Source organism: Amycolatopsis sp. NPDC004368 (assembly GCF_053602515.1).
On record NZ_JBSGDT010000022.1, the window covers coordinates 131,537 to 153,158 of the forward strand.

Consider the following 21,622-nt stretch of genomic DNA (forward strand, 5'->3'; position numbering starts at 1 on the left):
CGGCGTGCGAGACCAGCGACCTGACAGTGCACAGTGGACACACCTGACCAGACGAGCCACCATCGCCGCTTCGTTCGGCACCGTGGTCGAGTGGTACGACTTCTTCCTCTACGGCACGGCCTCGGCCTTGATCTTCCCGAGCCTGTTCTTCCCGTCGGCGAGCTCGCTGAACGGTTCGCTGCTCTCCTTCGCCACGTTCGCCACAGGCTTCGTCGCCCGCCCGCTCGGCGGCGCGATCTTCGGCCACGTCGGTGACCGCATCGGCCGCAAGAACGCGCTGGTCGTGACGCTGCTGGCGATGGGCATCGCGACGCTGGCCGTCGGCCTCCTGCCCACGTACGGGCAGATCGGGGCCCTCGCGCCGATCCTGCTCGTGGTGCTGCGGATCGTGCAGGGCATCGGCACCGGCGGCGAGTGGGGCGGCGCCGCGCTGCTGACCAAGGAGAACGGCAGCGCCCGGCCCGGGTTCTGGGGCGCGTTCCTCTCCAGCGCGGTGTTCGCGGGCCTGATCCTCGCGTCGGTGGTCTACGTGATCGTCGGCGCGCTGGTGAGCAACGAGCAGCTGCTCTCGTGGGCTTGGCGCATCCCGTTCCTGCTCAGCGTGGTCCTGGTCGGCGTGGGCCTGTGGGTGCGCAAGGGCCTGCCGGAGACGCGCGAGTTCAACCGCATCAAGCAGGCCGGCGAGCAGGAACGCGCGCCGCTGCTCAAGGCGTTCAAGCAGCCGCGCAACATGCTCGCGATCTTCCTCATGCGCGTGGGGCAGAACGCGACGTTCAACATCGTCTCGGTGTTCGTCCTCACCTACGCGACCAAGCAGCTCGGGCTCGGCAAAACCCAGATCCTCTGGGCGACGGTCATCGGCGCCGCCGTCGCGTGCGTGCTCTGCCCGGTCTACGGCCACCTCGGCGACCGCTTCGGCTTCGGCCGCGTGATGATCGTGGCCCTGGTTTTCCAGGCCCTGTTTGCGTTTCCCTTCTTCCTGCTCGTGGACAGCAAGGGCGTCGCGCCGGTGATCATCGCCGTCACCATCGGGATCGCCGGCGCCGGCTCGGCGACCGACGCCATCCAGGCCGGGTACTTCGCCGGGTTGTTCAGCACCCGCAGCCGCTACAGCGCGATTTCCGTGGGCCGCGAAGGCGGCACCGTGATCGGTGGTGGCCTGGCACCGCTGATCGCCACGGCGTTGCTGGGCTGGTTGCACGGCAGCCCCTGGGCGATCGCCGGCTGGATGGCGTTCACGAGCCTGGTCGGCGTCGTCGGCGTGCTGCTGGTCCGTGCTCCTCGCGAAGCCGACACGGTCGTGGCCGAACCCGGCCGGACCGGTTCGGCCCTGATCTGACGGGAACCGCCCATGACCGAACCCGAAACACAGGCCAACCCGGTGCTCGACGCCGCCGCCAGCACCGTCGGCTCGCTCTTCGAGGACCGCGCCCGCACCCATCCCGGCCGCGTCGCGCTGCAGGCCGGGGAGCGCCGGATCACCTACGGCGAATTGGCCGAACGCAGCCGCCGGATCGCCGGGCTGCTGGCGAGCCGGGGTGTGGCGCGGGGCGACCGCGTGGCGCTGGTGTCGGAGAACCGCGTGGAGTACCTGGAGATCACGCTGGCCGCGGCGGTGCTGGGCGCGATCGTCGCGTGTCCTGGCCTGCGGGCGGGTGCGGACGAGCTCGTGGCGTGCCTCGACCTCGTGGAGCCGAAGGTGCTGATCACCTCGGAGCGAGCCGACGAGAAGTTCGCCGCACCGCTCGGCAGCCGGCCGCGGCTGCTGTTGGGTGAGCCGTTCGAAGCCGAGCTCTGCGCGGCCACGCCGTGGACCGGACCGTCGGCGGCCCGGCCCGAAGACGTGCTGGTCATCCTCTACACGAGCGGCACCACGGGTGTGCCGAAGGGCGCGGCCATCAGCCACCGAGCCGAGATCGCGCGCAGCGCCGCCACCCGCGCGGAGTACCGCCTCGCGGGCGACGACGCGTTCGTCGCCTGGTCGCCGCTGAGCCACATGGGCGCGTTCGACAATTCCGTGAGCACGCTCATCAGCGGCGGCAAGGTCGTGGTGGTCGACGGGTTCGACGCGGCCGAGCTCGCTCACCTCGTGGCCACGGAACGGCTCGGGTGGCTGCTGCTCATGCCCGGCACCGTCCGCCGCTTCGCGGATGTGTTGCGCGACAAGCGGATCACACCGGCCGGGGTGCGTCTGTGCGGCGTGATGCCGGACCTCATCGGGCCCGACGAGATCGCCGAGATCACCGGTCTGCTCGACGCGCCGTTCGCGAACACGTTCGGCACCACCGAAACCGGCTGCCCGCCGTGTTCCGGTGACACGCTGGCGGTGGGCGTCGAACCACGGTCGCTGGCCAAGGTGCAGAGCGGTTACTGCGAGATCCGGCTCGTGGCCCCGGATGACACCGATGTCGCCGACGGCGAGCCGGGCGAGATCTGCCTGCGCGGGCCCACGGTGTTCAGCGGCTACTGGAACGACCCCACCACCACCGCCCACGACTTCCGCGGCGGCTGGTTCCACCTCGGCGACGTGTTCGTGCGCAACGCCGACGGCACACTCGATTTCGTCGACCGCGCCAAGTACCTGATCAAGAGCGGCGGCGAGAACATCTACCCGGCCGAGATCGAACGCACGCTGCTGCGGCACCCCGCAGTGCTCGAAGCCGTGGTCGTGCGCCGCGCGGACCCGACGTGGGGTGAGGTGCCGGTCGCGTTCGTGGCCCGCGCCGGCGAGACGGTGTCGGCCGAGGAACTGATCGAGCTGTGCGGCACCCGGCTGGCGAGGTTCAAACGGCCGCGTGAGATCCGGTTCGTCGCGCCGGAAACATTGCCGCGCAACGCGTCCGGGAAAGTCGTGCGTGCCGAACTCGAGAAACAAGCCTGAAGGAAGGAACACGCATGCTGGGTGATTCACCGGAGTTCCGGTCCGACATCAGCTGGAGCACGCCGAAGAGCATCACGGTGTTCGGCCACGACCTGGTCGACGACCTCGTGGGCAACGTCAACCTGGGGGACATGGGTTTCCTCGAGCTGACCGGCCGCCTGCCGTCACCGGGTGAGTCGAGGGTGTTCAACGCGCTCACCGTCAGCCTCGTCGAACACGGCCTGACCCCGAGTGCGATCGCGACCCGGCTCACGCACTACGGCGCACCGGACTCCTTGCAGAGCGCGGTCGCGGCCGGGCTGCTCGGGCTCGGGACCACGTTCGTCGGCTCGATCGAGGGTGCCGCGCGGTACGTGCAGGAGGCCGACCTCGACGGTGACCTCACCGCGGAGGCCGGGAAGATCGTCGAGCGGTTCGTCGCGGCCAGGACGTTGATCCCCGGCATCGGGCACCCCATCCACAAACCGCTGGACCCGCGGGCGGAACGGCTGTTCACCCTGCTCGACGACGCCGGGCTGACCGGGCCGCAGGTCGCGTTGATCCGCGAGGTCGCGCGGCAAGCGGGCGTCGCCCTGGGCAAGGAGCTCCCGGTCAACGTCACCGGGGCCATCGGCGCCATCGCGTCGCGGCTGGGCATCGACTGGCGCGCCGCCCGGGGCATCGGCGTGATGGCCCGGGCCGTCGGGCTGGTCGGGCACGTGCTGGAAGAGATCCGCACACCGACCGCGCCGGCGATCTGGCGTGAGGTCGACGAAGCCGCGACGCGCCACCACCAATGAACGAAACCGGGGCCGGGTTCGCGAACCCGGCCCCGGAGTGACGCGGGACGGTCAGCTCACGGTGCTCATGATCACGGGGTACTCGTCCTTGAAGGCGGCGATCATCTTCGTCGACGAGACGATTTCGTTCGGGTCGGCCTGGCTCGTGGCCTGGTCGGCGCCCCACTGCCCCGCGGCCCGGCGCTGCTCGGGAGTGCCGTGGTTGCGGTTGCAGGAGCCGATGTCGGCGTTGAGGTTGCCGACGTGCTGCTGGAGGGTGGCGTCGAAGGCCATGCCCTCGGCATGGGCCGTGAAGTAGCCGCCATAGGCGTCGGGACCCATCTCGCTCGACTCGTCGGCCGGGTTGTTGTCGTTGGCGAAGTTGACCTGGTGGCCGAACTCGTGGCCGAGGATCGCCTCGACGGACACGTCGTCGACGCCGAGCATGCGCATCGTGTCGAGCTCACCGTCGCCGAGGACCACGCGGCGGCCGCCCATGTACCCGGCGGGCACGGCGTAGGAGTTCAGCGTCAGCAGCGGGTTGGCGCCGTTCTGGAACACCGGAAGGTCGGCGAGCACCTTCCGGGTCAGCACGGTCGCCTGCGCCGCGCGCACCGGCGAGAAGCCGATCGCGAACGTCCTGGTCATCTTGGCCGGGTCGGCGAGGTCGGTGCCCTTCCAGGGGACGAACTGAATGTCCTGGGCGTCGATGTCCCAGAAGGAACGAAGCTTGTTCGCGGCAGCGGTGGCGCGGGCGGTGTACTGACCGTCGGTCCCGAAGGGCTCGGCCGTCTGCTCGGTCTCCACGCCCTCGGCGTACATCTCGACGAGCAGTGAAAGCGTGTTGAACGCCTTGTCCTCGGTCGGAGTCAGACTGGCCTCCAGACCACGCGCGTAAGTCACCAACGCGCCGTCGGTGCAGCCGGCGACCGGATCACCGGCCGCAAAGCTGTGCACGGTGGCGGGGTGGCCGGCCGGCGAGTCGAAGAGCGAGTCGGCATTGCCCGCCGCCGAGCCGTAGACGACGGCCGCCAGGTCGTTGACCTCTTGCTCCAGCTGCGCAACGTCCTGATCGACCGTCGACGGCGCCGTGTCGGCGCTCGCCGGCGTGGCCGTCGCGAACGCGAGCAGCGACAACGCACCAGCGGCCGCGAGGGCTCTGCCGAAGGTGCTCGCGGATCTGTTCTTGTGCACGGGTGTACCCCTTGTTCTCAAGGTGAATCGGGAGGAGTCGATCAAGACCACCGACTACTCTAAGTTGAAAAATCTCGATTACCTCAGGGCGAAAAGGCACGGTCATCCGGAAAATCGGGTCAGTGTGACCGGACAGATAATGCCCGCTCAGAACACTTCACAAGCAGTGATCGCGCGGATACTGGTGAGATCTTCACCAGGTGCCGCTTCGATCAGTTGGATACCTTCCGTAGTCACGTCGAGGACGGCGCGGTCGGTGATGACCCGGTCGACCACCCCGGCGCCGGTGAGTGGCAGCGTGCAGCGCGACACGATCTTCGGCGACCCGTCCTTCGCGACGTGGTCGGTCAGCACCACCACGCGTTTCGTGCCGGCGACCAGGTCCATCGCGCCGCCCATGCCCTTCACCAGCGTGCCCGGCACGCTCCAGTTGGCGAGGTCCCCGTTGGCGGCGACCTGGAACGCACCCAGCAGCGCCAGGTCGATGTGCCCGCCGCGGATCATGGCGAACGACGTGGCCGAGTCGAAGAAGCTCGCACCCGGCGCGACGGTGACGGTCTGCTTGCCCGCGTTGATGAGGTCGGCGTCCTCGTCCCCCTCGATCGGGAACGGACCCAGGCCGAGGATGCCGTTTTCGCTCTGCAGCGTCACACGAACCCCGTCGGGCACGTGGTTCGCGACGAGCGTCGGGATGCCGATGCCGAGGTTCACGTAGTCGCCGTCGCGCAGTTCCCGTGCCGCGACGGCCGCCATTTCGTCTCGCGTCCAGCTCATGCGTGCGCCACCTCCTCGGGGCGGACGGTCCGCTTCTCGATGGGTTTCTCCCGTCGCTTCGCGAGCACGAGCCGCTGCACGAACACCCCCGGCGTCATCACGTGCTCGGGCTCTGCGAAGTCCGGGAGCAAGATCTCCGTCTCGGTGACGCACACGCGTCCGCACGCGGCGACGAGCGGGTTGAAGTTGCGCGCGGCCAGGCGGTAACCGAGGTTGCCGGCGCGGTCGGCGGTGTGGGCGTGCACGAGGGACACGTCGGCCACGATGCCGCGTTCGAGCACGTAGGTGCGGCCGTCGAACTCCGCGTGGGGCTTGCCTTCGGCCACCGGGGTGCCGACGCCCGTCGGCGTGTAGAACGCGGGAATGCCGGCGCCGCCCGCGCGCAGCCGTTCGGCGAGGGTGCCCTGCGGCACGAGCTCCACGTCCAGGTCGCCGTCGAGCACCTGGCGCGCGAAGAGCCTGTTCTCCCCGACGTAGGAAGCGACCACTTTGGACACCTGACGGTTCTCGAGCAGGATCCCGAGCCCCTGGCCGTCGACGCCCATGTTGTTGGACACCACGGTCAGGTCGCGCACCCCGGAATCGCGCACGGCCTCGATGAGGTCCGTCGGTTTGCCGCTCAGGCCGAACCCGCCCACGGCGAGGACGCAGCCGTCGGTGAGCACGTCGGCGAGTGCCGCCACGGCGCTGGGGTAAATCGTCGGCAAGGTGTTCTCCCGTCCACTCAACGATCGGACCGGACCACTCAACGATGGCCACCCTTGCCTGGTCAATGACGGCGAACCGGTCGCTCGTTCGATGGTCATCCACTGGTTGTCGCGTTCACTCAGCGGACGTAGGCTCAGCCGATGACCAGCGCCCCGGACCACCTCGTCGGCCGTGCGGCGGCGGTGCTGCGCGCGCTGTCACACGGCCACGGCGCCACCACCACCGAGATCTCCCGGGCCGCCGGCCTCGCCCGCCCACCGCGCACCGCCTGCTCACGGCGCTGGGCGACGAGGGGTTCGTGGACCGCGACCAGCGCACCGGCCAGTGGCACCTCGGCCCGGAGCTGTACCTGCTCGGCGAGGTCGCGGCGCAGCGCTACGACGTGACCGAACACGCCCGCGCCAGCGTGCACCGGCTGGCCGAGGCCACGGGCGAGAGCGCGTTCTTCTCCGCACGCCGCGGCGACGAAACCGTGTGCCTCCTTCGGGAAGACGGCAGCTTCCCGATCCGCTCCTTCGTGCTGTACGAGGGTGCGCGCTTCCCGCTCGGCGTCGTCTCGGCGGGGCTCGTGGTGCTGTCGTTCCTGCCCGACCGTGACATCGACGAGTACCTCGGCCGCGTCGACCTCACCGGCAAGTGGGGCGCGGCCCACGGTGTGGCCGAGATCCGCGCCCGCATCGCGCGTACTCGCGAGACGGGTTACGCGCTCAACCCGGGCCTCGTCGTCGAGGGCAGCTGGGGCCTGGCCGCCGCGGTGTTCGGCCGATCCGGCGCGCCGGCGTGGGCGCTTTCCCTGACGGGCGTGGAATTCCGTTTCCCCGAGGAGCGCCGGACCGAGCTTGGCGCGCTGCTGCTGCGCGAAGCCCACGCCCTCACGCGGAAGCTGTCGGGCCAGGTTCGGCCGCGAAGGGCCAGCGGCGGCCGATGGCCACGTGCAGGAGCACGGCGACGCTGAGGGCGTTGAGGGTCACGTGACCGACCCAGCCGATCGGCGTTCCGCGGCCCCAGCTCAGCGAATCGGCCAGCGTCAGCAGCACGACGTGCAGCACGGCCGCGAGGGCGAGCGCCAGCAGCACGGACACGACCCGGTCGAGCGCCGCGGACCACCGGGCCGGCAGCGCGTCTTCGAAGAGCACACCGACCACGAGCCCCGCGGCGATCAGGTCGCCGGTGAGGGCGGACAGGGTCGGCACGGCCACGGCTCCTTCGAGGACCACGAAGGTGAGGATGCCAAGGCCGATCGTCGCGACGTTGGCGCACGCGAACCGCACCCACTGCTGTTCGACGAGGTTGAACGGCCAGCCGCGCAACAGCACGAACAGCAGCACCTGCCACGCGCCGACGCAGGTGAGCACCGTGCCGAACACCGCGGGATCGAGCAGGCCGTGGCCGCCGGCCTCGAACGGGGTAGCGCCGAGCACCAGCACGTACAGCAGCAACGCGATCGCCCACGACAGCACCACCGCGCAGATCCCGGCGGGGACGGGTCTGAGCCACGCGCGCAGCGGCCAGCGTTCGCTCACCAGCGTGAGCTCCAGCATCACGACGAACGCGGCGCCGGCGAGCGGCATGGTCGCGGGGAACGTGCTCAGCTGCGCGTCGTCCGGCGCCGGATCGAAGATCGCGCCGAACGACGGATGGCCCACCACCGCCGCGCCCAGCAACGTGAGCCCCACCCCGGCGATCACGACGAGAAGCGTGTCCGCCCAGCCGCCCCAGTCGGGCCCGAGCCGCGTGCCCGGCCAATCCTCCCACCAGAACGCGATCATCGCGGCCACCGGCAACGCGAACGTGACGATCGGCGACAGCACCAGCAGCGACGACTCGGCACCCCCGGCCCCCACGGCGATCAACGCCGCCGTGACGAGCACCGGCACCAGGCCCGCCACCCCGAGCCACGGCTGCTTCGACCAACGCGGCGCGCTTGGCCCCGCCGGGTCGGTTCGCCGGTGCCGCTCGCGCCGGCTGATCGCCGGGTGTGCATCACGGCTCATCGGGAGCTCCCGGCCGCGGTCTGCGGTTCCATCCTGCGTCTTCCTCTTCCGCGGCACAGCTCGCCGACTCGCTCTTCCGGTGGCCCGAGTGCGGTCAGGCTATCCATCGCCGCAGGTCAACTCAAGGAAACCCCTGCGTCGCGATGACGTTCGGGCACCTGCCCGACCCGCGCCTTTGTGTCACTGCCGCGCCCGGCGGGTACGCGCAACCATGACTCAGAAGTTCCGCAAGGGCGACCGGGTGACCTGGGACGCCGGCAACCAGAGCTCGGTCGGCACGATCGAGGACGTGATCACCGAAGACACCGAGGCGGGCGGACGGCACGTCGCGGCGTCACCGGACGCACCGCAGTACCTGGTGCGCAGCGAGAAATCAGGACGGACGGCGGTGCATCACCCGGACAAGATCCACCCGGCTTGAGGTTCACCGGCCGAGGTCACCTACCGGCTGTTGTCGACGATCCGCAGGCGCTGTCCGGCCGTGTGCCGGATGCGCTTGGTCGCACCGCGCACGCTCAGGACTTCCTCCGGCTCGTGGGCGAGAAGTTCCAACACCGCCGGCCATTCGTCGGTGCGGTCGAGGGCTCCGGAGTACCCGGCTCGTGCGGATCTCTGTCCACAGTAGACCTCACAGCACCGCGAGCCGATCCAGCAACCGTTCCGCCAGACTGATCTCCGCGCTCAACGGATGGTCCTCCGCGATGTACGGCAGCGCGCCCTCCGCGAGGCGGAACGCTTCGCGCAGCGGGGTGTCCGGCAGGGCCACCCCCGAGAGCCGCAGCGCGCGTACCGCTGCGAGCAGTTCGCAGGCCAGCACCGTGCGGTACGCGGCGGTGGCGGCGACCGTGCTGCGGACCGCGTGGGTCGAGAAGCTCGCGTGGTCCTCCAGGCCGCGGGAGATCACGGCGGTGCCGAGGGTCACCGGGGAGGCGGCGTGGCGCAGGGTGCCTAGGGCGTCGTGGGCGACGTACTCCAGGATCATGATTCCCGAGCTGCCCGCGGGGCCCTGGGCGAGGAACGGGGGCAGACCGCTCAGATCGGGCTCCACCAGGTCACCGAGCCGGGCCGTGGAGAGTTCGGCGACGTGGTGCAGGGCGGCGCGCAGGTGGTCGAACGCGAGGGCCACGTGGGCGGTCGAGAACTGGCCGTGGTGGTAGGCCTGCTGGGTCTCCACGTCGATGAGCGGGTTTTCGGCGGCGGCGTTGATGTCGATGTCCAGCACGCGCTCGACCGAGGCCGCCGCGTCGAGGGCCGGGCCCTGGACCTGGGGGAAGGCGCGCAGGCCGAAGGGGTCCTGGAGGCGGCGGCCGTCGAGGACCTCGTCGCCTTCGAGGAGGAGGCGGCGCAGTTGGGCGGCGCAGAAGACGGCGCCCGGGTGGGGCCGGGCGGCGTGCACGCGGGCCGAATACGCCTCGGCCGAGCCGCCGAGGGCGCAGAACGTCAGCGCCGTGACCACGTGCGATGCGGACAGCAGCCGGCGCAGGTCGTGCCAGGCCAGGACGGCTTCGGCGAGCGTGGCGGCGTTGCTGGAGATGAACGCCAGCGCGTCGCCGGGGCTGATGGGGAGCGGGTCGAGTTCGCCGGCGGCCCAGGGCAGTTCGCCCGCCAGCGTCAAGGCGACTTCGGCCAACGCCGTCAAGTCGCCGGTGCCGATGGCGCCGCGCGAGTGGACCAGGGGCAGCGCACCGACGCGCAGAGCCGTTTCCAGCGCGCGCAGCAGCCGGGGGTGTACGCCGCTGCCGCCGGCCGCGAGCTGGTTGAGGCGGATGGCCATCACGGCGCGCACGACCTCGTCGGCCAGGGGCTCGCCGGTGCCGCCGGCGTGGCTGCGCAGCAGGCGCAGGCCGTGGTGGTCGGCGGATTCCGGATCGACGACCGTGTGCCGGTTGGCGCCGACGCCGGTGGTGCGGCCGTACACGGCACGCTTTGCACCCAGCTCCACCGCCAGCTCGTAGCTGCGCGCCGCGCCGGTCACGGCCTCGGGCGCCAGCTCCGTCCACGCGCTGCGACGCGCCACGCGGACCACGTCGGCGCAGCGGAGTCCGGAGCCGCTGATCTCGATGCGGCTGGTGTCGGCCATCGCCACCCCTCTTGACAAGTTTTCATTCATTCCTATGGTGACATGAAACTATTCATTCGCTCCGCTGGCAAGGGAGGCCCGGGTTGTCCCGGTCGCTGCACGAGCTGCTCACCGCCCACCGGCTGACCCCGGCGCAGCGGCGCATCGCCAGCTACCTCACCGACCACGCGGCCGAGGCGGCGGCGCTCACCAGCGCCGAGCTGGCGGAGTACGCGCAGGTCAGCCAGCCCTCGGTCACGCGGTTCGTCGCGCTGCTCGGCTTCGACGGCTACGCCGGATTCCGCCGCTACCTGCGCGAAGCCGCGGCCGAGCCCGAGCCGGAGTGCGGCGGCAACAAGTTCCAGGCCGCCATCGACGCCGACCTGCGCAACCTCACCGCCCTGCGCGCTCAGCTGGCCGACGAGACCCGGCTGAGAACGATCGCCGCGACGCTCATGGACTCGGTGCCACTCGTCGTCGCCGGCTACCGCGTCTCGGCCGCGCAGGCCGCGTCGTTCGCTTACCTGGCCACCAAGATCCACCCGGACGTCCGCCTGCTCACGGACCCCGGCAGCGTCTTCGGCGACGCCCTGCGCCACGCCCACCGGTGTGGCGCCCGGACGCTCGTCCTCGTCGCGCTCCCCCGCTACCCCCGGGAGAGCGCCGCGGCCCTCGAGCAGGCTCGCGCACTGGGCCTGCGCACCCTCCTGATCACGGACCGGCCCGTCTCGGCGCTCACCCCGCTCGCCGACGACGTGCTGCACGCGGGCGTCGCCTCCGAGTTCGTGTTCGACTCCCACGCCGCGATCGCCTCCCTGACCGTGGCGCTGGTCGAGGCGATGGCCGACGCGGCCGGCGCCCTGGCCCGGCAACGACTGGAAGGTTTCGAAGACTATGCCGCAGAGCAAGACCTCTTCCTCCCCGAGTGAGACGGGAGGAAGCGCGACCGCTTTCGACGACGTCCCGCTCAACCGCTTCCACCTCCGCATCACCGCGCTCACGTTCTGCGCCAACTACTCCGACGGCTACGAGCTCGGCATCATCAGCATCGCCCTGCCGCTGATCGCCTCGCAGCTCGGCTTCGGCACGGTGTGGGAGGGGCTGCTGGGTGCGTCGGCGCTGATCGGGATCTTCCTCGGCAGCATCATCGTCGGCTGGGCGGCGGACAAGATCGGCCGGCAGCGACTGTACACAGTGGACTTCCTGCTGATCGCCGTCGCCTCGGCCGCCGAGTTCTTCGTGACCAGCCCGACGCAGCTGTTCCTCCTGAGACTGCTGATCGGCATCGGCATCGGTGCCGACTACGCCCTCGGTCCGACGCTGGTGGCGGAGTTCGTGCCGCGCAAGTACCGCGGTGGGCTGCTGGCTTCGCTCACCGTGCTGTGGACCGTCGGTTACGTCGCCGCGTTTTTCCTCGGCAACTACGTGGTGAGCCTCGGCGGCGAGTCGTGGCGCTGGCTGCTGGCGTCGAGCTGCATCCCCGCGATCGTCGTGGTGCTGCTGCGCATCGGCGTGCCGGAGTCCCCGCGCTGGCTGCTCTCACAGGGCCGCGTGGACCAGGCCCGCGCCGTGGTGGGGCGCCTGCGTGGCGACGTCGAGGCGTTCGAAGAGCTGGTGCGCAACCACGTCACGCAGCGGCGCGTGCGTTACCGCGAACTGTTCGGCAGCAGGTACTGGCGCAACACGGCGTTCGGGACGATTTTCTACAACGCCCAGGTGGTGCCCTACTTCGCCATCTACACGTTCCTGCCGCTGGTGCTGCTCAAGATGGGCGTCGGCGAGGAAGACACGACCAGTGACGGCCTGCTGAACCTCTTCCTCCTCGCCGGCAGCCTCGGCGGCCTGTGGCTGGTGGCGAAGATGTCACGCCGCGGCTTGACGATCTGGTCGTTCGTGGTCCTCATCGCCACGATGGCGCCGATGGCGATCTGGCCGGACGCGCCCACCGGGCTGCTTTTCCCGTTGTTCCTGGTGTTCACGTTCACCATGTCCGCCGCCGTGAACCTCGACCAGGTCTACCCACCCGAGCTGTTCCCCACCGACCTGCGCAGCTCCGGCGTCGGCCTGCTCAACGGCCTCAGCCGCGTCGGCTCGGCCATCGGCACGTTCCTGCTGCCCCTGGCGCTGGACGGGATCGGTTTCTCGCCGACCATGGTGATCCTGACGGTGGTGCTGGTGCTCGGCCTGGTGGTTTCGGTGCTGTGGGCGCCGGAAACGAAGAACTCGACGATGGACTGAGGCTCACTGCGTGGCCCCGGCAGGCACCCGGGGTGACGCGAGGCCGGTCTTCAGCGCGGCGGCCATCGTCGCGACGCGGTGTCCCTGCGCACGAGCGGAGGCCAGCGCGGTCTCGTCGACGGCGATCGAGCCGTCCTCACCGGTGCTGTGGCTCGCGCCGTACGGGTTCCCGCCCGAGTCGTTGGCATGGCCCTTGAAGCCGGGCGGCACGAGCACACCGCCGAAGTGGTACACGGAGTTGTAGAGCGCGAGCAGCGTCGTTTCCTGCCCGCCGTGGGCGGAAGCACTCGACGTGAACCCGCTGTAGACCTTGTCCACCAACAGGTCGCGTGCCCACAGCCCGGTCAGGGTGTCGAAGAACTGCTTGAGCTGGCTTGCGATGTTGCCGAACCTCGCGGGCGTGCCGAACACGATCCCGTCGGCCCACAACAGATCTTCGTGCGCCGCAATCGGAACGTGCTCGGTCGCGGCCAGGTGCTCCCGCCAGCCGCGGTTGCGGGCGATCGCGCTCGACGGTGCGATCTCCGCCACACGCCGGAGCCGAACTTGCGCGCCCGCCGCCATGGCGCCCGCGCGCACGGCCTCGGCCAGCGTGAACACGGTTCCGGTGGCGGAGTAGTACACGACGGCGATCTTGCTGCACCCCTCGGACATGGGCCACTCCCTCAAAGACGGCACGGCGGTCCCGGACACCAAGATCGTGTCACTCGATACCATTTCACTCGATACCTTGACTGAAACTAACCAACGGCGCCGCCCCACCTCATCTCGCGCGGGCGAGGACTCCCGGCCCCCGCCGGTTCACCGTGGGTCGACGGGATACCGACGAGAGGCACGGCTATGTCTGACTACATCCGCATGCAGGGCTCGGACCCGCGCGCCATGGACTCGGCGCGGCCGGGGTTCGCCGAGCCTCGGGCGGCGAACGGGTGGATCGCGTTCGCGGGCACGATCGCGATCCTGGCTGGGTTCTTCAACATCATCATCGGGCTGGTGGCGCTGTTCAAGAACGACTACTACGTGGCCGCGCCCGGCGGGTACCTCGTGCTGAACCTCACGGGCTGGGGCTGGCTGCACCTGATCGTGGGCGCGCTGGCGGCGGCGGCCGGCGCCGCGCTGTTCAGCGGCGCCGGCTGGGCCAAGGTCGTCCTGGTGATCCTCGCCGGGTTCAACGCGCTGGCGATGCTGGCGTTCCTCTCGGCGGCCCCGGCGTGGGGGCTGATCGTGATCGCGATGGACGTGCTCGTGATCTGGGCGGTGATCGCGCACTCGAACGACGAAGCCGAATCCTCAGTCTGAAACCTCACCCCACGCGGGTGAGGCCTGCCCGGTCAGCGGCGTGGTGTCCACGTAGTGCATCTCGTACGAGCGCTCCGTGAACTTCCAGCCGTCGGCCGTGCGCCGGTAGCGGTCGTGGTACACCGACTGGTTGAGGTGCGAGCTGCCGTCACGCAGGCGGCCGAACTCGACGATGTACGTGCGGCCGGTGGCGGTGTCGCCATCGAGCCGGATCGGGCCCGAGTGGGCGGTCTGCAGGAAGTACTCCCACAGCTGCCGCGCCCGCTCGATACCGCGGCGGATTTCGGTGCGGCCGGAGAGCTCGATGCCGGCGTCGCCGATGCGGTGCACGCCGTCCTCGGCGAACAGCGACGCCAGCCGGTCGTAGTCGTGGGTCATGCCGGCGTCGGTGAACTCGGCGGCCAGCGCGCCGATCTCGACGCGGTCGGCGAGGGCCTGGAAGTCGTTCATGGCTCTCCTGTCACATCCTCCGTGCGGGATCCGTCAACGCGGAAGACGGATCCCGACGGAGGAACTTGACCGTGGACGCGATGCTCACCGACCAGTTCGAGGCCCACCGCGACCGCCTGCGCGGCGTCGCCTACCGGATGCTCGGTTCGGTTGCCGAAGCCGAGGACGCCGTGCAGGAAGCGTGGCTGCGGCTTTCCCGCAGCGACACCGACGGCGTGGCGAACCTGGGCGGCTGGCTGACCACCGTGGTCAGCCGCGTGTGCCTCGACGTGCTGCGCTCGCGCAAATCCCGCCGCGAGGAGCCGCTGGACACGCACGTGCCCGACGCGATCGTCGCCGACCCGGACCCTGCGGAGGAGGCCGTGCTCGCCGACTCGGTCGGGCTGGCGCTGCTCGTGGTGCTGGAGACGCTGTCGCCGGCCGAGCGGCTCGCGTTCGTGCTGCACGACCTGTTCGGGGTGCCCTTCGCCGAGATCGCGCCGATCGTCGGGCGCACGCCCGGCACCGCCGCCCAGCTGGCCAGCCGCGCGCGCCGCCGGGTGCGGGGTGCCGCGCAGCCGGACGCCGGCGTCGCCGCGCAGCGCGAGGTGCTCGACGCGTTCCTGGCCGCCTCGCGCGCGGGTGACTTCGAGGCGCTGCTCGCCGTGCTCGACCCCGACGTGGTGCTCCGCGCCGACGCGGGTGTCACCGGCGGCTCGCGGCTCGTCCGGGGTGCCGCCGAGGTGGCGGGTCAGGCCGTGCTGTTCGAACAGCTCGGCGCGGAAAGCCGCGCGGTCCTCGTCAACGGCGCGCCCGGCCTGGTCTCTCTCTCGCACGGCAAGCCGCTGGCCGTGTTCTGCCCGACCGTGCGCGGCGGCCGGATCGTCGAGATCAACATCCTCGCCGACCCGGCCCGGCTCGCGGCGCTGAACCCATGAGCTCAGGCTCGCGCCCGGTACCCGCACGTTGAGCACGCCGCCCGGGTTGAGCAGCAGGTCCCGTGCCGCCGGCTCGGCCGCGAGCTCACGCACGGTCACCGCGGTGAGCCGCTGCTCGTCGTCGCAGCCCTGGGTCAGGCCCACGGTGCCATCGACCGACCGGCCCGTCTCTTTGCCCGCCAGGGCCCGGTCGACGGCGGCGACGTGGCCGCCACCGGTCAGGCGCGCCGGCGTGCCACTGTCCACTCCGGACGGTATGCGGTATCGAACCCCACTGCCGTCGGCCGCGTAGGAGTACGTGGTGGTGCGGCCGTTGGTCGGCTGCGCGACCACGCGACCCTGCTCGTCGCGTTCGTACTCGATGACCGCGTCGCGTCGGGCAGCACCGCCGCGCAGCGCGACCCGCGCGACAGTGCCGTCGGGCCGGACCACTCCGGGTCAGCGTGCCGGCGTCTGCGCGCTCAACGGGTTGTTCACCGGGTCAAGCCGGCAGCGGTGATTTCCTCGATTGCTCCAGAGCCGGGGTATTGACTCCTTGGCGCCTTTCGCCATCCGTTCGCTTGACCGGGCGCGCAAAAGTCCACAACCGGGCAGCGGTCAGCCCGCGTCGGCGCAGGCCACCGCCTCCGGCTGGGCCACCGGCCCGGCCGGCTCGGGAGCCAGGTCGTCGGGCACGACGAGCTGCCACGGCCGGGCCACGACCCACAGCACGACCCCCGCCAGCAGGATGCCGCCGAACATCACCGCGGCCATGGCGGCCGCGTTGTTGCCCAGCAGGCCCACGACCGGTGACACGGCGGCGCCGATGCCGAACTGCACCGCGCCCAGCAGCGACGCCGCGGTGCCGGCGTTCGAGCCGTGCGCGTTCAGGGCGACGGCGGGCGCGTTGGGCAGGATCAAGCCCGCGAAGAACAGCACCGCCCACACCGGCACGGCCACACCGAACATCCCACCGAAGCCGGTGAGCGCCGTGACCAGCAGAACGGCCGCGGCCACCACGGCCGCCACACTCGCGGCGAGCAGCACCTGGGCGGGCTCGTAGCGGTTCATCAGCCGGGCGTTGACCTGCGTCGCGGCGATCAGCCAGATCGCGCTGGCGCCGAAGAGCAGGCCGAACTGGGCCTGGTCGAGACCGTACTGCTGCTGGAACACGAACGAACCACCGCTGATGAACGCGAACAACCCGGCCATCGCGAGACCGGCCACGATCACCAGGCCGATGAACGAGCGGTCCGTGAGCAGCTTGCGGTAGGACCGCACGGTCGCCTTGATCTCCCACGGCTGCCGGCGCTGCTTCGGCAGCGTCTCGGGCAGGCCCAGCGCCGCGGCGATCGCGCTCGCGATCCCGATCACGGCGAGCACCACGAACACCCCGCGCCACTCGGTCCAGCTCAGCAGCGCACTACCCAGCGTCGGCGCGAGCACCGGCGACACACCCATCACGAGGATCAGGCGCGACAGCAGCTTCGCCGCGCCGCGGTCGGTGTAGAGGTCACGCACCACGGCCAGCGCCAGCACCGCACCCGCGGAGGCGCCGAGGCCCTGCAGGATGCGAGCACCGGTCAGCAGCTCGACGTTCGGCGCCACCAGGCACAGCAGCGAGGCGCCGACGTGGATCAGGCTGCCGGCGATCAGCGGGATCCGCCGGCCGAACGCGTCGGACAGCGGCCCGACCAGCAGCTGGCCGAGCGCTAGGCCGAGGACCGTGCCGGTCAGCGTGAGCTGGATCGTGGATTCGGAGGTCAGCAGATCCCGCGCGATCGTCGGCAGCGCGGGCAGGTACATGTCGATGGACAGTGGCCCGAGTGCCACCAGGACACCCAGGATCAGCACCAGCTTCAGCTGTCCGCCCCCAGCGGACACCTCGGCGCCGGGCGCGGCTTCCAGCCTGTTCGTCACAGCATCTCCCTCAGTCGGTAGCCACCTCACAACTACGACGAACGAGACCCGCCTATTCCGACATCACTGCCACGTCACAACGCCCCTTTTCCCAGGTGACAGCGCGTGCTCACGCCGCTACAGACCGCCCGCTTCGCCGTAAATGTCCACATCGGACAGTTCGTATACGACGGATCTCCCCGCCTCGCAGTTCGAACCCGACCAGCAGCCCGAGCCACCCGAGCACGGTCGGCCACACCGACGGACGCAGGTGGAAGGCAACTGGCCGCGGCAGCCGTCCAGACCACGTTCGGCCCCGGCCACGGCTGGCCCAGCCTCGTCGCGGCGCCGGTCGCCGTGGTGGTGGCGTACGGGTGCGGCCGGCTCGCTCAGCTCGTGCTCAACCGCTCGCTCGGCCGCGTTGGCGACCAGCCCGTGCTGCGCGTCGCGGGTGACGGGCGGCTGGGGCTGCCGACCCTGCGGCACCCGCAGCCCCAGCCGGTGCTCGACCTCGTCGTCGCGCGAGCCACCAGCGCCCCGACGAACCCGAGTTCGGGCTCGTCGGGATCAGCGCCGCCCGCACCTACGCCCGCTACCGCCGCCGTGCGCGTCACCTGCGCAACCACCCGGGTGACGGGGCTCAAGCAGCACCTCGAAGCCCACGTCGCACCCGTGCCGCGCTGGACCGCGGACGGGCCCGCGATCCCGATGCCGGTCACTCCGGCGAAGGCGCCGACAGCGTCCCCGCAGGAGCATTGAAGCAACGTGCGTGCAGCGCCTGCGCGAACACGACCGCGACCCGAGCTGCTCAAGCCTTGACCCTGACGCCGCAGGAGGGTCGAGCATCGAGGACATGACCGAATACACCAGCCCCGTCCCGATGCCGGCGCTCGACGCGGCGCCGGCCGAGATCTACCGCGGCTTCTACGGCATGCCGATGTTCCCGATCATCCCGACGGCCGACCTCGGGGAGTCGAAGGACTTCTGGGTGCGCGGCCTCGGGTTCATCGACCTGTTCTCGATCCCGGGCCACGTCACGCACCTGCGGCGCTGGGCCTTCCAGGACGTGCTGCTCGTGCCTGGCGAGGTCGGGCCCACCACGGGCCTCACGCTGAGCTTCTCGTGCGTGCCGCTGCAGCTCGACGAGGTCGTCGCGCGGTGTGAGGACCTGCGGCCGGGCTGCACGAGCGGCCCGGAGGAGAAGCCGTGGAACTCGCTCGAGCTCACGATCGAAACGCCCGACCACGTGCGGGTCGTGTTCACCGCGGCCCGGCCCATCGACCCGGACAGCGAGCAGGCCGAGAGCCTGCGGGCCGTCGGGATCGCCGTTCCGCGCGGGTGAGCCACACTGGGCTGATGAGCGAAGGCCTCACCGTCGGCCGCGCGGCGGCGCTCGTCGGAGTCAGCGTGAAGACGTTGCACCACTGGGACGCGATCGGGCTCGTGCGGCCCAGTGACCGCACGTACGCGGGGTACCGGGTGTACTCGGGCGAGGACATCGCCCGGGTGCACCGGGTCCTCGTGTACCGCGAGCTGGGTTTCCCGCTCGCGGAGATCGGCCGGCTGCTCGACGACCCGGCCGCCGACGCGGGTGACCACCTGCGGTGCCAGCGCACCGAGCTCGTCGAGCGCATCAGCCGGTTGCAGACGATGGTGTCGGCCGTCGACCGCATGCTGGCCGCGACGAAAACCGGGCTTCAGCTCACGCCGGAGGAGCAGGTGGAGATCTTCGGCGCCGACTGGCGGCCCGAATGGGTCGAGCAGGCCCACACCCGCTGGGGTGACAGTCCTCAGTGGACACAGTACGCCGAACGGGCCGCGGCGCTGAGCCCCGACGACTGGCGCGCGGTCACGGCCCGCGTGGAGAAGCTCAACGCCGATCTGGCGAGCGCGCACCAGCTGGGCGTCATCCCCGGTTCGGCCGAGGCCAACGCCCTGGCCGAGCGGCACCGCGCCTCGATGACCACCTACTTCGACTGCCCCCACACCCGGCACGTCTGCCTCGGCCGGCTGATGGCCGAGGACGAGGGGTTCGCGGGCTACTACAGCGAGTTCTCCCCCGGCCTCGCGGCGTGGCTGCGTGAGGTGATCAACGCGAACGCCGTGGTGCACGGCGTCGACCCGGAAACTGCGACCTGGGAAGACTGATCCGGCGAGCACTCAGAGCCAGCCGCGCTCGTCGGCGACCCGCAGCGCTTCCATGCGGTTGCGGGTCCCCGTCTTGGCGATCGCCGCCGACAGGTAGTTGCGCACGGTGCCTTCGGACAGGTACAGCGTGCCCGCGATCCCGGCCACCGAGACCCCCGATCGGGCGGCGATCAACACGTCTCGTTCACGCGCGGTCAGCGGCGACTCCCCCGCGGCCAACGTCGCGACGGCCAGCGCCGGATCGACCACCCGCTCGCCGGCCACCACGCGGCGGATCGCGTCGGCCAGCGTCTCGGCCGGTGCGTCCTTGACCACGAACCCGACGGCGCCCGCCTCCATCGCACGCCGCAGGTAACCCGCGCGCCCAAAGGTGGTGAGCATGACCACGCGGCAGCCCGGCGCCTGCTCGGCGAGCACCGCCGCCGCGGCCAGCCCGTCGAGGCCCGGCATCTCGATGTCCAGCAACGCGACGTCCGGCTGCTCGGCCAGCGCCGCGTCCACCACCTCGTCACCGCGGCCCACCGACGCGACGACCGCGAAATCGTCTTCCAGCTCCAGCAAGGCGCACAACGCCTGGCGCACCAGCGCCTGGTCGTCGGCGAGCAGCAGGCGGATCGTCACGGCGTCCCCCGATCCCGAGTCCCCCGATCCCGAGTCCCCCGGTCCCGAGTCCCCTGAGTGCGAGTCCCCGGGTCCATGGCCACGCACAGCCGCCACCCCCGTGGTTCGACCGGCCCGGCGTCCATCCGCCCGCCGGCCTCGGCGACCCGCGACCGCAGCCCGTCCAGGCCGTTGCCCGGCGTCGCCGCCGCACCCACTCCGTCGTCGCGCACTTCCACCTCCGCGGCCGAAAGCCGCACCGTGCACCTGGTGGCCCGAGCGTGGCGCGCCACGTTGGTCAGCCCCTCACGCACCACCCAGCCGAACAGTTGCTGGTGCGCGCCGTCGACCACGTCGACCGCCGTGGGCAGGTCCGCCGTGACCCCCGCGGCGCGCAGCAGCTCACGCCCGCGCGCCAGCTCGCCGGCCAGCGTCACCTCGCGGCTGCCCGACACGGCCGCGCGCACGTCCGCTAGTGCTTGCCGTGAAAGGCGTTCGACCTCGGTGATCTCTTCGAGCGTGCGCGCCGGATCCTTCGCGCTGAGCCGCCGGGCCAGGTTGGTCTTCACCGTGATCGCGGTGAGCGAGTGGCCGAGCAGGTCGTGCAGGTCGCGGGAGATCCGGGCGCGCTCGGCCTCGGCCGCGAGCCGCTGCACCTCCGCCCGCGCCTGGACCAGCTCGCGGTTCGCCCGGATCGCTTCGGCGAAGGCGTAGACCATCAGCGCGGTGAACACGAGCGCGACCGCCTGCGTCCACCCCGGCCCGCTGTGCCACGCCGGCACCGCCCACGGCACGATCACGGCCGCGAGGCCCGCGAGCGCCACCACCAGCATCGCCGGGCGCCCCCTCAGACGCGGAACCACGAACGACACCACCACGATGGCCAGGAAAAACGCGTCCGCGTGGGCGAAGGGCAGCGTGGCGAGGAACAGCAGCGCCAACGCGCCGAGCAGGCCGGTGAACGCCCGCACGGCGCGGCGGTCTGCGGCGATCGCCGCAGCTGCGTAGCAGCAGCAGAACAGCGCCACGAGCACGCAGCCCACCACCCCCGCGGTGCCGCCCTGCTGCACCACCGCGACCACGGTCACCGCCGGGTACACAAGCAGGCCGGTGTCGAGCACGAATCGGCGCCACCCGAGCACCCACCGATCCGCGTTGTGGTCCACGCCTGGCACGCTACCGGCCGCCGGCTCAGGAGCGCGCGAACAACGAGCGCAGGTGCCGCCCGTTCACGATCAGGACCACGCCCAGCAGGATCAGGCCGCACACGCCTTGTTCGACGCGCAGCCACACCGGGAACGCCCCCGGCAGCGACGCGATCACGACGATCGCCACGAACATGATCCCCGAGGTGAGCCGCAGCCGCAGGTACGCGCGGCGCGAGCCACGGGCCGTGCGGACGGTGAACGAGAACGTGAGCAGAGCACTGGCCACCACGATCACGGTGCGCACCCACACTGCGTCGGTCACCATGGCGGCGTTGTTGCGCAGCAGCACCACGGCGACGACCGTGAGCACGCTGAGCGTGAGGTAGGCGACGACCAGCAGCCGTGCGGTGCGAAACGCCGAAACGCTGCGCGGGTGCTGGAGGTCTTCGCAGGACAGGGTGGCGGGACTGGGTTTCATGACTGTCCTACCTTTCGAGTACGGGTTTGATCTGGTCGTTCGTAGGATCGGAGGACCCGGGGGTTTCGGGTATGGCTGTCATGACTGAGCCGTCGGAT

The 21,622-nt window shown here is 70.9% G+C and carries 24 protein-coding genes; 13 read left to right on the forward strand and 11 right to left on the reverse strand.

Annotated features, from left to right (window positions below):
- Nucleotides 1-4 precede the first annotated feature (4 nt).
- From ACWEOE_RS27545 to ACWEOE_RS27555, 3 genes are read left to right on the forward strand one after another with little or no spacing between them, the layout of a single operon-like run.
- Nucleotides 5-1,339 carry an MFS transporter gene (locus tag ACWEOE_RS27545; RefSeq protein ID WP_452014050.1) on the forward strand — a complete coding sequence of 445 codons (1,335 nt, stop codon included), beginning with the start codon at nt 5-7 and terminating at the stop codon, nt 1,337-1,339.
- Between the two features lie 12 nt (nt 1,340-1,351).
- A complete protein-coding gene (locus ACWEOE_RS27550) occupies nt 1,352-2,881 on the forward strand; it encodes a class I adenylate-forming enzyme family protein (protein WP_452014052.1) in 1,530 nt (509 codons plus the stop codon).
- A 14-nt stretch (nt 2,882-2,895) separates the two neighbouring features.
- Nucleotides 2,896-3,660 (forward strand): citryl-CoA lyase, encoded by a 765-nt coding sequence (locus ACWEOE_RS27555; RefSeq protein WP_452014054.1) that lies wholly within the window; start codon nt 2,896-2,898, stop codon nt 3,658-3,660.
- Nucleotides 3,661-3,711: 51 nt separating this feature from the next.
- Here the strand turns inward: ACWEOE_RS27555 and ACWEOE_RS27560 are convergent, their stop codons facing one another.
- The 3 genes from ACWEOE_RS27560 to ACWEOE_RS27570 form a co-directional block, all read right to left on the reverse strand.
- Nucleotides 3,712-4,833, reverse strand: a complete 1,122-nt coding sequence (locus ACWEOE_RS27560; RefSeq protein ID WP_452014056.1) for a hypothetical protein — start codon at nt 4,831-4,833, stop codon at nt 3,712-3,714.
- A gap of 147 nt (nt 4,834-4,980) precedes the next feature.
- Nucleotides 4,981-5,607 (reverse strand): 3-oxoacid CoA-transferase subunit B, encoded by a 627-nt coding sequence (locus tag ACWEOE_RS27565; RefSeq protein WP_452014058.1) that lies wholly within the window; start codon nt 5,605-5,607, stop codon nt 4,981-4,983.
- Nucleotides 5,604-6,314: a CoA transferase subunit A gene (locus ACWEOE_RS27570; protein ID WP_452014060.1), complete on the reverse strand. Its 711-nt coding sequence runs from the start codon at nt 6,312-6,314 to the stop codon at nt 5,604-5,606. Before ACWEOE_RS27570 ends, ACWEOE_RS27565 begins: the two co-directional genes overlap by 4 nt.
- A gap of 141 nt (nt 6,315-6,455) precedes the next feature.
- On the opposite strand from ACWEOE_RS27570, the gene ACWEOE_RS27575 reads away from it, so the two are divergent.
- Both ACWEOE_RS27575 and ACWEOE_RS27580 read left to right on the forward strand, forming a co-directional pair.
- Nucleotides 6,456-6,701: a helix-turn-helix domain-containing protein gene (locus tag ACWEOE_RS27575; RefSeq protein ID WP_452014062.1), complete on the forward strand. Its 246-nt coding sequence runs from the start codon at nt 6,456-6,458 to the stop codon at nt 6,699-6,701.
- The gene (locus ACWEOE_RS27580; RefSeq protein WP_452014064.1) at nt 6,614-7,270 is read left to right on the forward strand and encodes an IclR family transcriptional regulator; all 657 of its coding nucleotides are present in this window, start codon (nt 6,614-6,616) and stop codon (nt 7,268-7,270) included. Before ACWEOE_RS27575 ends, ACWEOE_RS27580 begins: the two co-directional genes overlap by 88 nt.
- Here the strand turns inward: ACWEOE_RS27580 and ACWEOE_RS27585 are convergent.
- Nucleotides 7,188-8,309: a hypothetical protein gene (locus tag ACWEOE_RS27585; protein WP_452014066.1), complete on the reverse strand. Its 1,122-nt coding sequence runs from the start codon at nt 8,307-8,309 to the stop codon at nt 7,188-7,190. The two genes, ACWEOE_RS27580 and ACWEOE_RS27585, sit on opposite strands and share 83 nt — an antisense overlap.
- Before the next feature lie 211 nt (nt 8,310-8,520).
- On the opposite strand from ACWEOE_RS27585, the gene ACWEOE_RS27590 reads away from it, so the two are divergent.
- Nucleotides 8,521-8,730, forward strand: a complete 210-nt coding sequence (locus ACWEOE_RS27590) for a DUF2945 domain-containing protein (RefSeq protein ID WP_452014068.1) — start codon at nt 8,521-8,523, stop codon at nt 8,728-8,730.
- A 207-nt stretch (nt 8,731-8,937) separates the two neighbouring features.
- Here the strand turns inward: ACWEOE_RS27590 and ACWEOE_RS27595 are convergent, their stop codons facing one another.
- Entirely contained in the window at nt 8,938-10,389 is a 1,452-nt protein-coding gene (locus tag ACWEOE_RS27595; protein ID WP_452014070.1) for an aromatic amino acid ammonia-lyase, read from the reverse strand.
- Nucleotides 10,390-10,472: 83 nt separating this feature from the next.
- Between ACWEOE_RS27595 and ACWEOE_RS27600 the strand changes: the two genes are divergently transcribed.
- Together ACWEOE_RS27600 and ACWEOE_RS27605 are read left to right on the forward strand one after the other, a co-directional pair.
- Nucleotides 10,473-11,297 carry a MurR/RpiR family transcriptional regulator gene (locus ACWEOE_RS27600; protein ID WP_452014072.1) on the forward strand — a complete coding sequence of 275 codons (825 nt, stop codon included), beginning with the start codon at nt 10,473-10,475 and terminating at the stop codon, nt 11,295-11,297.
- Nucleotides 11,263-12,606 carry an MFS transporter gene (locus ACWEOE_RS27605; protein WP_452014074.1) on the forward strand — a complete coding sequence of 448 codons (1,344 nt, stop codon included), beginning with the start codon at nt 11,263-11,265 and terminating at the stop codon, nt 12,604-12,606. Before ACWEOE_RS27600 ends, ACWEOE_RS27605 begins: the two co-directional genes overlap by 35 nt.
- Before the next feature lie 3 nt (nt 12,607-12,609).
- Here the strand turns inward: ACWEOE_RS27605 and wrbA are convergent, their stop codons facing one another.
- The gene (gene wrbA, locus ACWEOE_RS27610) at nt 12,610-13,260 is read right to left on the reverse strand and encodes an NAD(P)H:quinone oxidoreductase (RefSeq protein WP_452014076.1); all 651 of its coding nucleotides are present in this window, start codon (nt 13,258-13,260) and stop codon (nt 12,610-12,612) included.
- A 186-nt stretch (nt 13,261-13,446) separates the two neighbouring features.
- Between wrbA and ACWEOE_RS27615 the strand changes: the two genes are divergently transcribed.
- Nucleotides 13,447-13,905, forward strand: coding sequence for a DUF7144 family membrane protein (locus ACWEOE_RS27615; RefSeq protein ID WP_452014078.1), 459 nt, complete (start codon nt 13,447-13,449; stop codon nt 13,903-13,905).
- Here the strand turns inward: ACWEOE_RS27615 and ACWEOE_RS27620 are convergent.
- Nucleotides 13,897-14,355 carry a nuclear transport factor 2 family protein gene (locus ACWEOE_RS27620; RefSeq protein ID WP_452014080.1) on the reverse strand — a complete coding sequence of 153 codons (459 nt, stop codon included), beginning with the start codon at nt 14,353-14,355 and terminating at the stop codon, nt 13,897-13,899. The two genes, ACWEOE_RS27615 and ACWEOE_RS27620, sit on opposite strands and share 9 nt — an antisense overlap.
- An 80-nt stretch (nt 14,356-14,435) precedes the next feature.
- On the opposite strand from ACWEOE_RS27620, the gene ACWEOE_RS27625 reads away from it, so the two are divergent.
- Nucleotides 14,436-15,272: a sigma-70 family RNA polymerase sigma factor gene (locus ACWEOE_RS27625; protein WP_452014105.1), complete on the forward strand. Its 837-nt coding sequence runs from the start codon at nt 14,436-14,438 to the stop codon at nt 15,270-15,272.
- Nucleotides 15,273-15,869: 597 nt separating this feature from the next.
- On the opposite strand, the gene ACWEOE_RS27630 is transcribed toward ACWEOE_RS27625, so the two are convergent.
- Nucleotides 15,870-17,171 carry a multidrug effflux MFS transporter gene (locus ACWEOE_RS27630; RefSeq protein WP_452014082.1) on the reverse strand — a complete coding sequence of 434 codons (1,302 nt, stop codon included), beginning with the start codon at nt 17,169-17,171 and terminating at the stop codon, nt 15,870-15,872.
- A gap of 339 nt (nt 17,172-17,510) precedes the next feature.
- On the opposite strand from ACWEOE_RS27630, the gene ACWEOE_RS27635 reads away from it, so the two are divergent.
- From ACWEOE_RS27635 to ACWEOE_RS27645, 3 genes are all read left to right on the forward strand, one after another.
- A complete protein-coding gene (locus tag ACWEOE_RS27635; protein ID WP_452014084.1) occupies nt 17,511-17,909 on the forward strand; it encodes a hypothetical protein in 399 nt (132 codons plus the stop codon).
- Between the two features lie 94 nt (nt 17,910-18,003).
- Complete coding sequence (locus tag ACWEOE_RS27640) at nt 18,004-18,492, forward strand: VOC family protein (protein ID WP_452014086.1); 489 nt, start codon at nt 18,004-18,006, stop codon at nt 18,490-18,492.
- A 14-nt stretch (nt 18,493-18,506) separates the two neighbouring features.
- Entirely contained in the window at nt 18,507-19,298 is a 792-nt protein-coding gene (locus tag ACWEOE_RS27645) for a MerR family transcriptional regulator (RefSeq protein WP_452014088.1), read from the forward strand.
- A 12-nt stretch (nt 19,299-19,310) separates the two neighbouring features.
- On the opposite strand, the gene ACWEOE_RS27650 is transcribed toward ACWEOE_RS27645, so the two are convergent.
- The 3 genes from ACWEOE_RS27650 to ACWEOE_RS27660 are packed head-to-tail and all read right to left on the reverse strand — an operon-like array spanning nt 19,311 to nt 21,524.
- The gene (locus ACWEOE_RS27650) at nt 19,311-19,919 is read right to left on the reverse strand and encodes a response regulator transcription factor (RefSeq protein ID WP_452014090.1); all 609 of its coding nucleotides are present in this window, start codon (nt 19,917-19,919) and stop codon (nt 19,311-19,313) included.
- Nucleotides 19,916-21,064 carry a sensor histidine kinase gene (locus tag ACWEOE_RS27655; RefSeq protein WP_452014092.1) on the reverse strand — a complete coding sequence of 383 codons (1,149 nt, stop codon included), beginning with the start codon at nt 21,062-21,064 and terminating at the stop codon, nt 19,916-19,918. The genes ACWEOE_RS27650 and ACWEOE_RS27655 overlap by 4 nt, the downstream gene beginning before the upstream one ends.
- A gap of 25 nt (nt 21,065-21,089) precedes the next feature.
- On the reverse strand, nt 21,090-21,524 hold the full coding sequence (locus ACWEOE_RS27660) for a hypothetical protein (RefSeq protein ID WP_452014094.1): 435 nt from the start codon (nt 21,522-21,524) through the stop codon (nt 21,090-21,092).
- Between the last annotated feature and the right edge of the window lie 98 nt (nt 21,525-21,622).

Coding starts and splice junctions, on each gene's coding strand:
- ACWEOE_RS27550 (WP_452014052.1), top strand. CDS start 1,352: ATGACCGAACCCGAAACACAGGCCAACCCGGTGCTCGACGCCGCCGCC.
- ACWEOE_RS27555 (WP_452014054.1), top strand. CDS start 2,896: ATGCTGGGTGATTCACCGGAGTTCCGGTCCGACATCAGCTGGAGCACG.
- ACWEOE_RS27565 (WP_452014058.1), bottom strand. CDS start 5,607: ATGAGCTGGACGCGAGACGAAATGGCGGCCGTCGCGGCACGGGAACTG.
- ACWEOE_RS27575 (WP_452014062.1), top strand. CDS start 6,456: ATGACCAGCGCCCCGGACCACCTCGTCGGCCGTGCGGCGGCGGTGCTG.
- ACWEOE_RS27585 (WP_452014066.1), bottom strand. CDS start 8,309: ATGAGCCGTGATGCACACCCGGCGATCAGCCGGCGCGAGCGGCACCGG.
- ACWEOE_RS27590 (WP_452014068.1), top strand. CDS start 8,521: ATGACTCAGAAGTTCCGCAAGGGCGACCGGGTGACCTGGGACGCCGGC.
- ACWEOE_RS27595 (WP_452014070.1), bottom strand. CDS start 10,389: ATGGCCGACACCAGCCGCATCGAGATCAGCGGCTCCGGACTCCGCTGC.
- ACWEOE_RS27605 (WP_452014074.1), top strand. CDS start 11,263: ATGCCGCAGAGCAAGACCTCTTCCTCCCCGAGTGAGACGGGAGGAAGC.
- wrbA (WP_452014076.1), bottom strand. CDS start 13,260: ATGTCCGAGGGGTGCAGCAAGATCGCCGTCGTGTACTACTCCGCCACC.
- ACWEOE_RS27615 (WP_452014078.1), top strand. CDS start 13,447: ATGTCTGACTACATCCGCATGCAGGGCTCGGACCCGCGCGCCATGGAC.
- ACWEOE_RS27620 (WP_452014080.1), bottom strand. CDS start 14,355: ATGAACGACTTCCAGGCCCTCGCCGACCGCGTCGAGATCGGCGCGCTG.
- ACWEOE_RS27625 (WP_452014105.1), top strand. CDS start 14,436: ATGCTCACCGACCAGTTCGAGGCCCACCGCGACCGCCTGCGCGGCGTC.
- ACWEOE_RS27640 (WP_452014086.1), top strand. CDS start 18,004: ATGACCGAATACACCAGCCCCGTCCCGATGCCGGCGCTCGACGCGGCG.
- ACWEOE_RS27645 (WP_452014088.1), top strand. CDS start 18,507: ATGAGCGAAGGCCTCACCGTCGGCCGCGCGGCGGCGCTCGTCGGAGTC.
- ACWEOE_RS27660 (WP_452014094.1), bottom strand. CDS start 21,524: ATGAAACCCAGTCCCGCCACCCTGTCCTGCGAAGACCTCCAGCACCCG.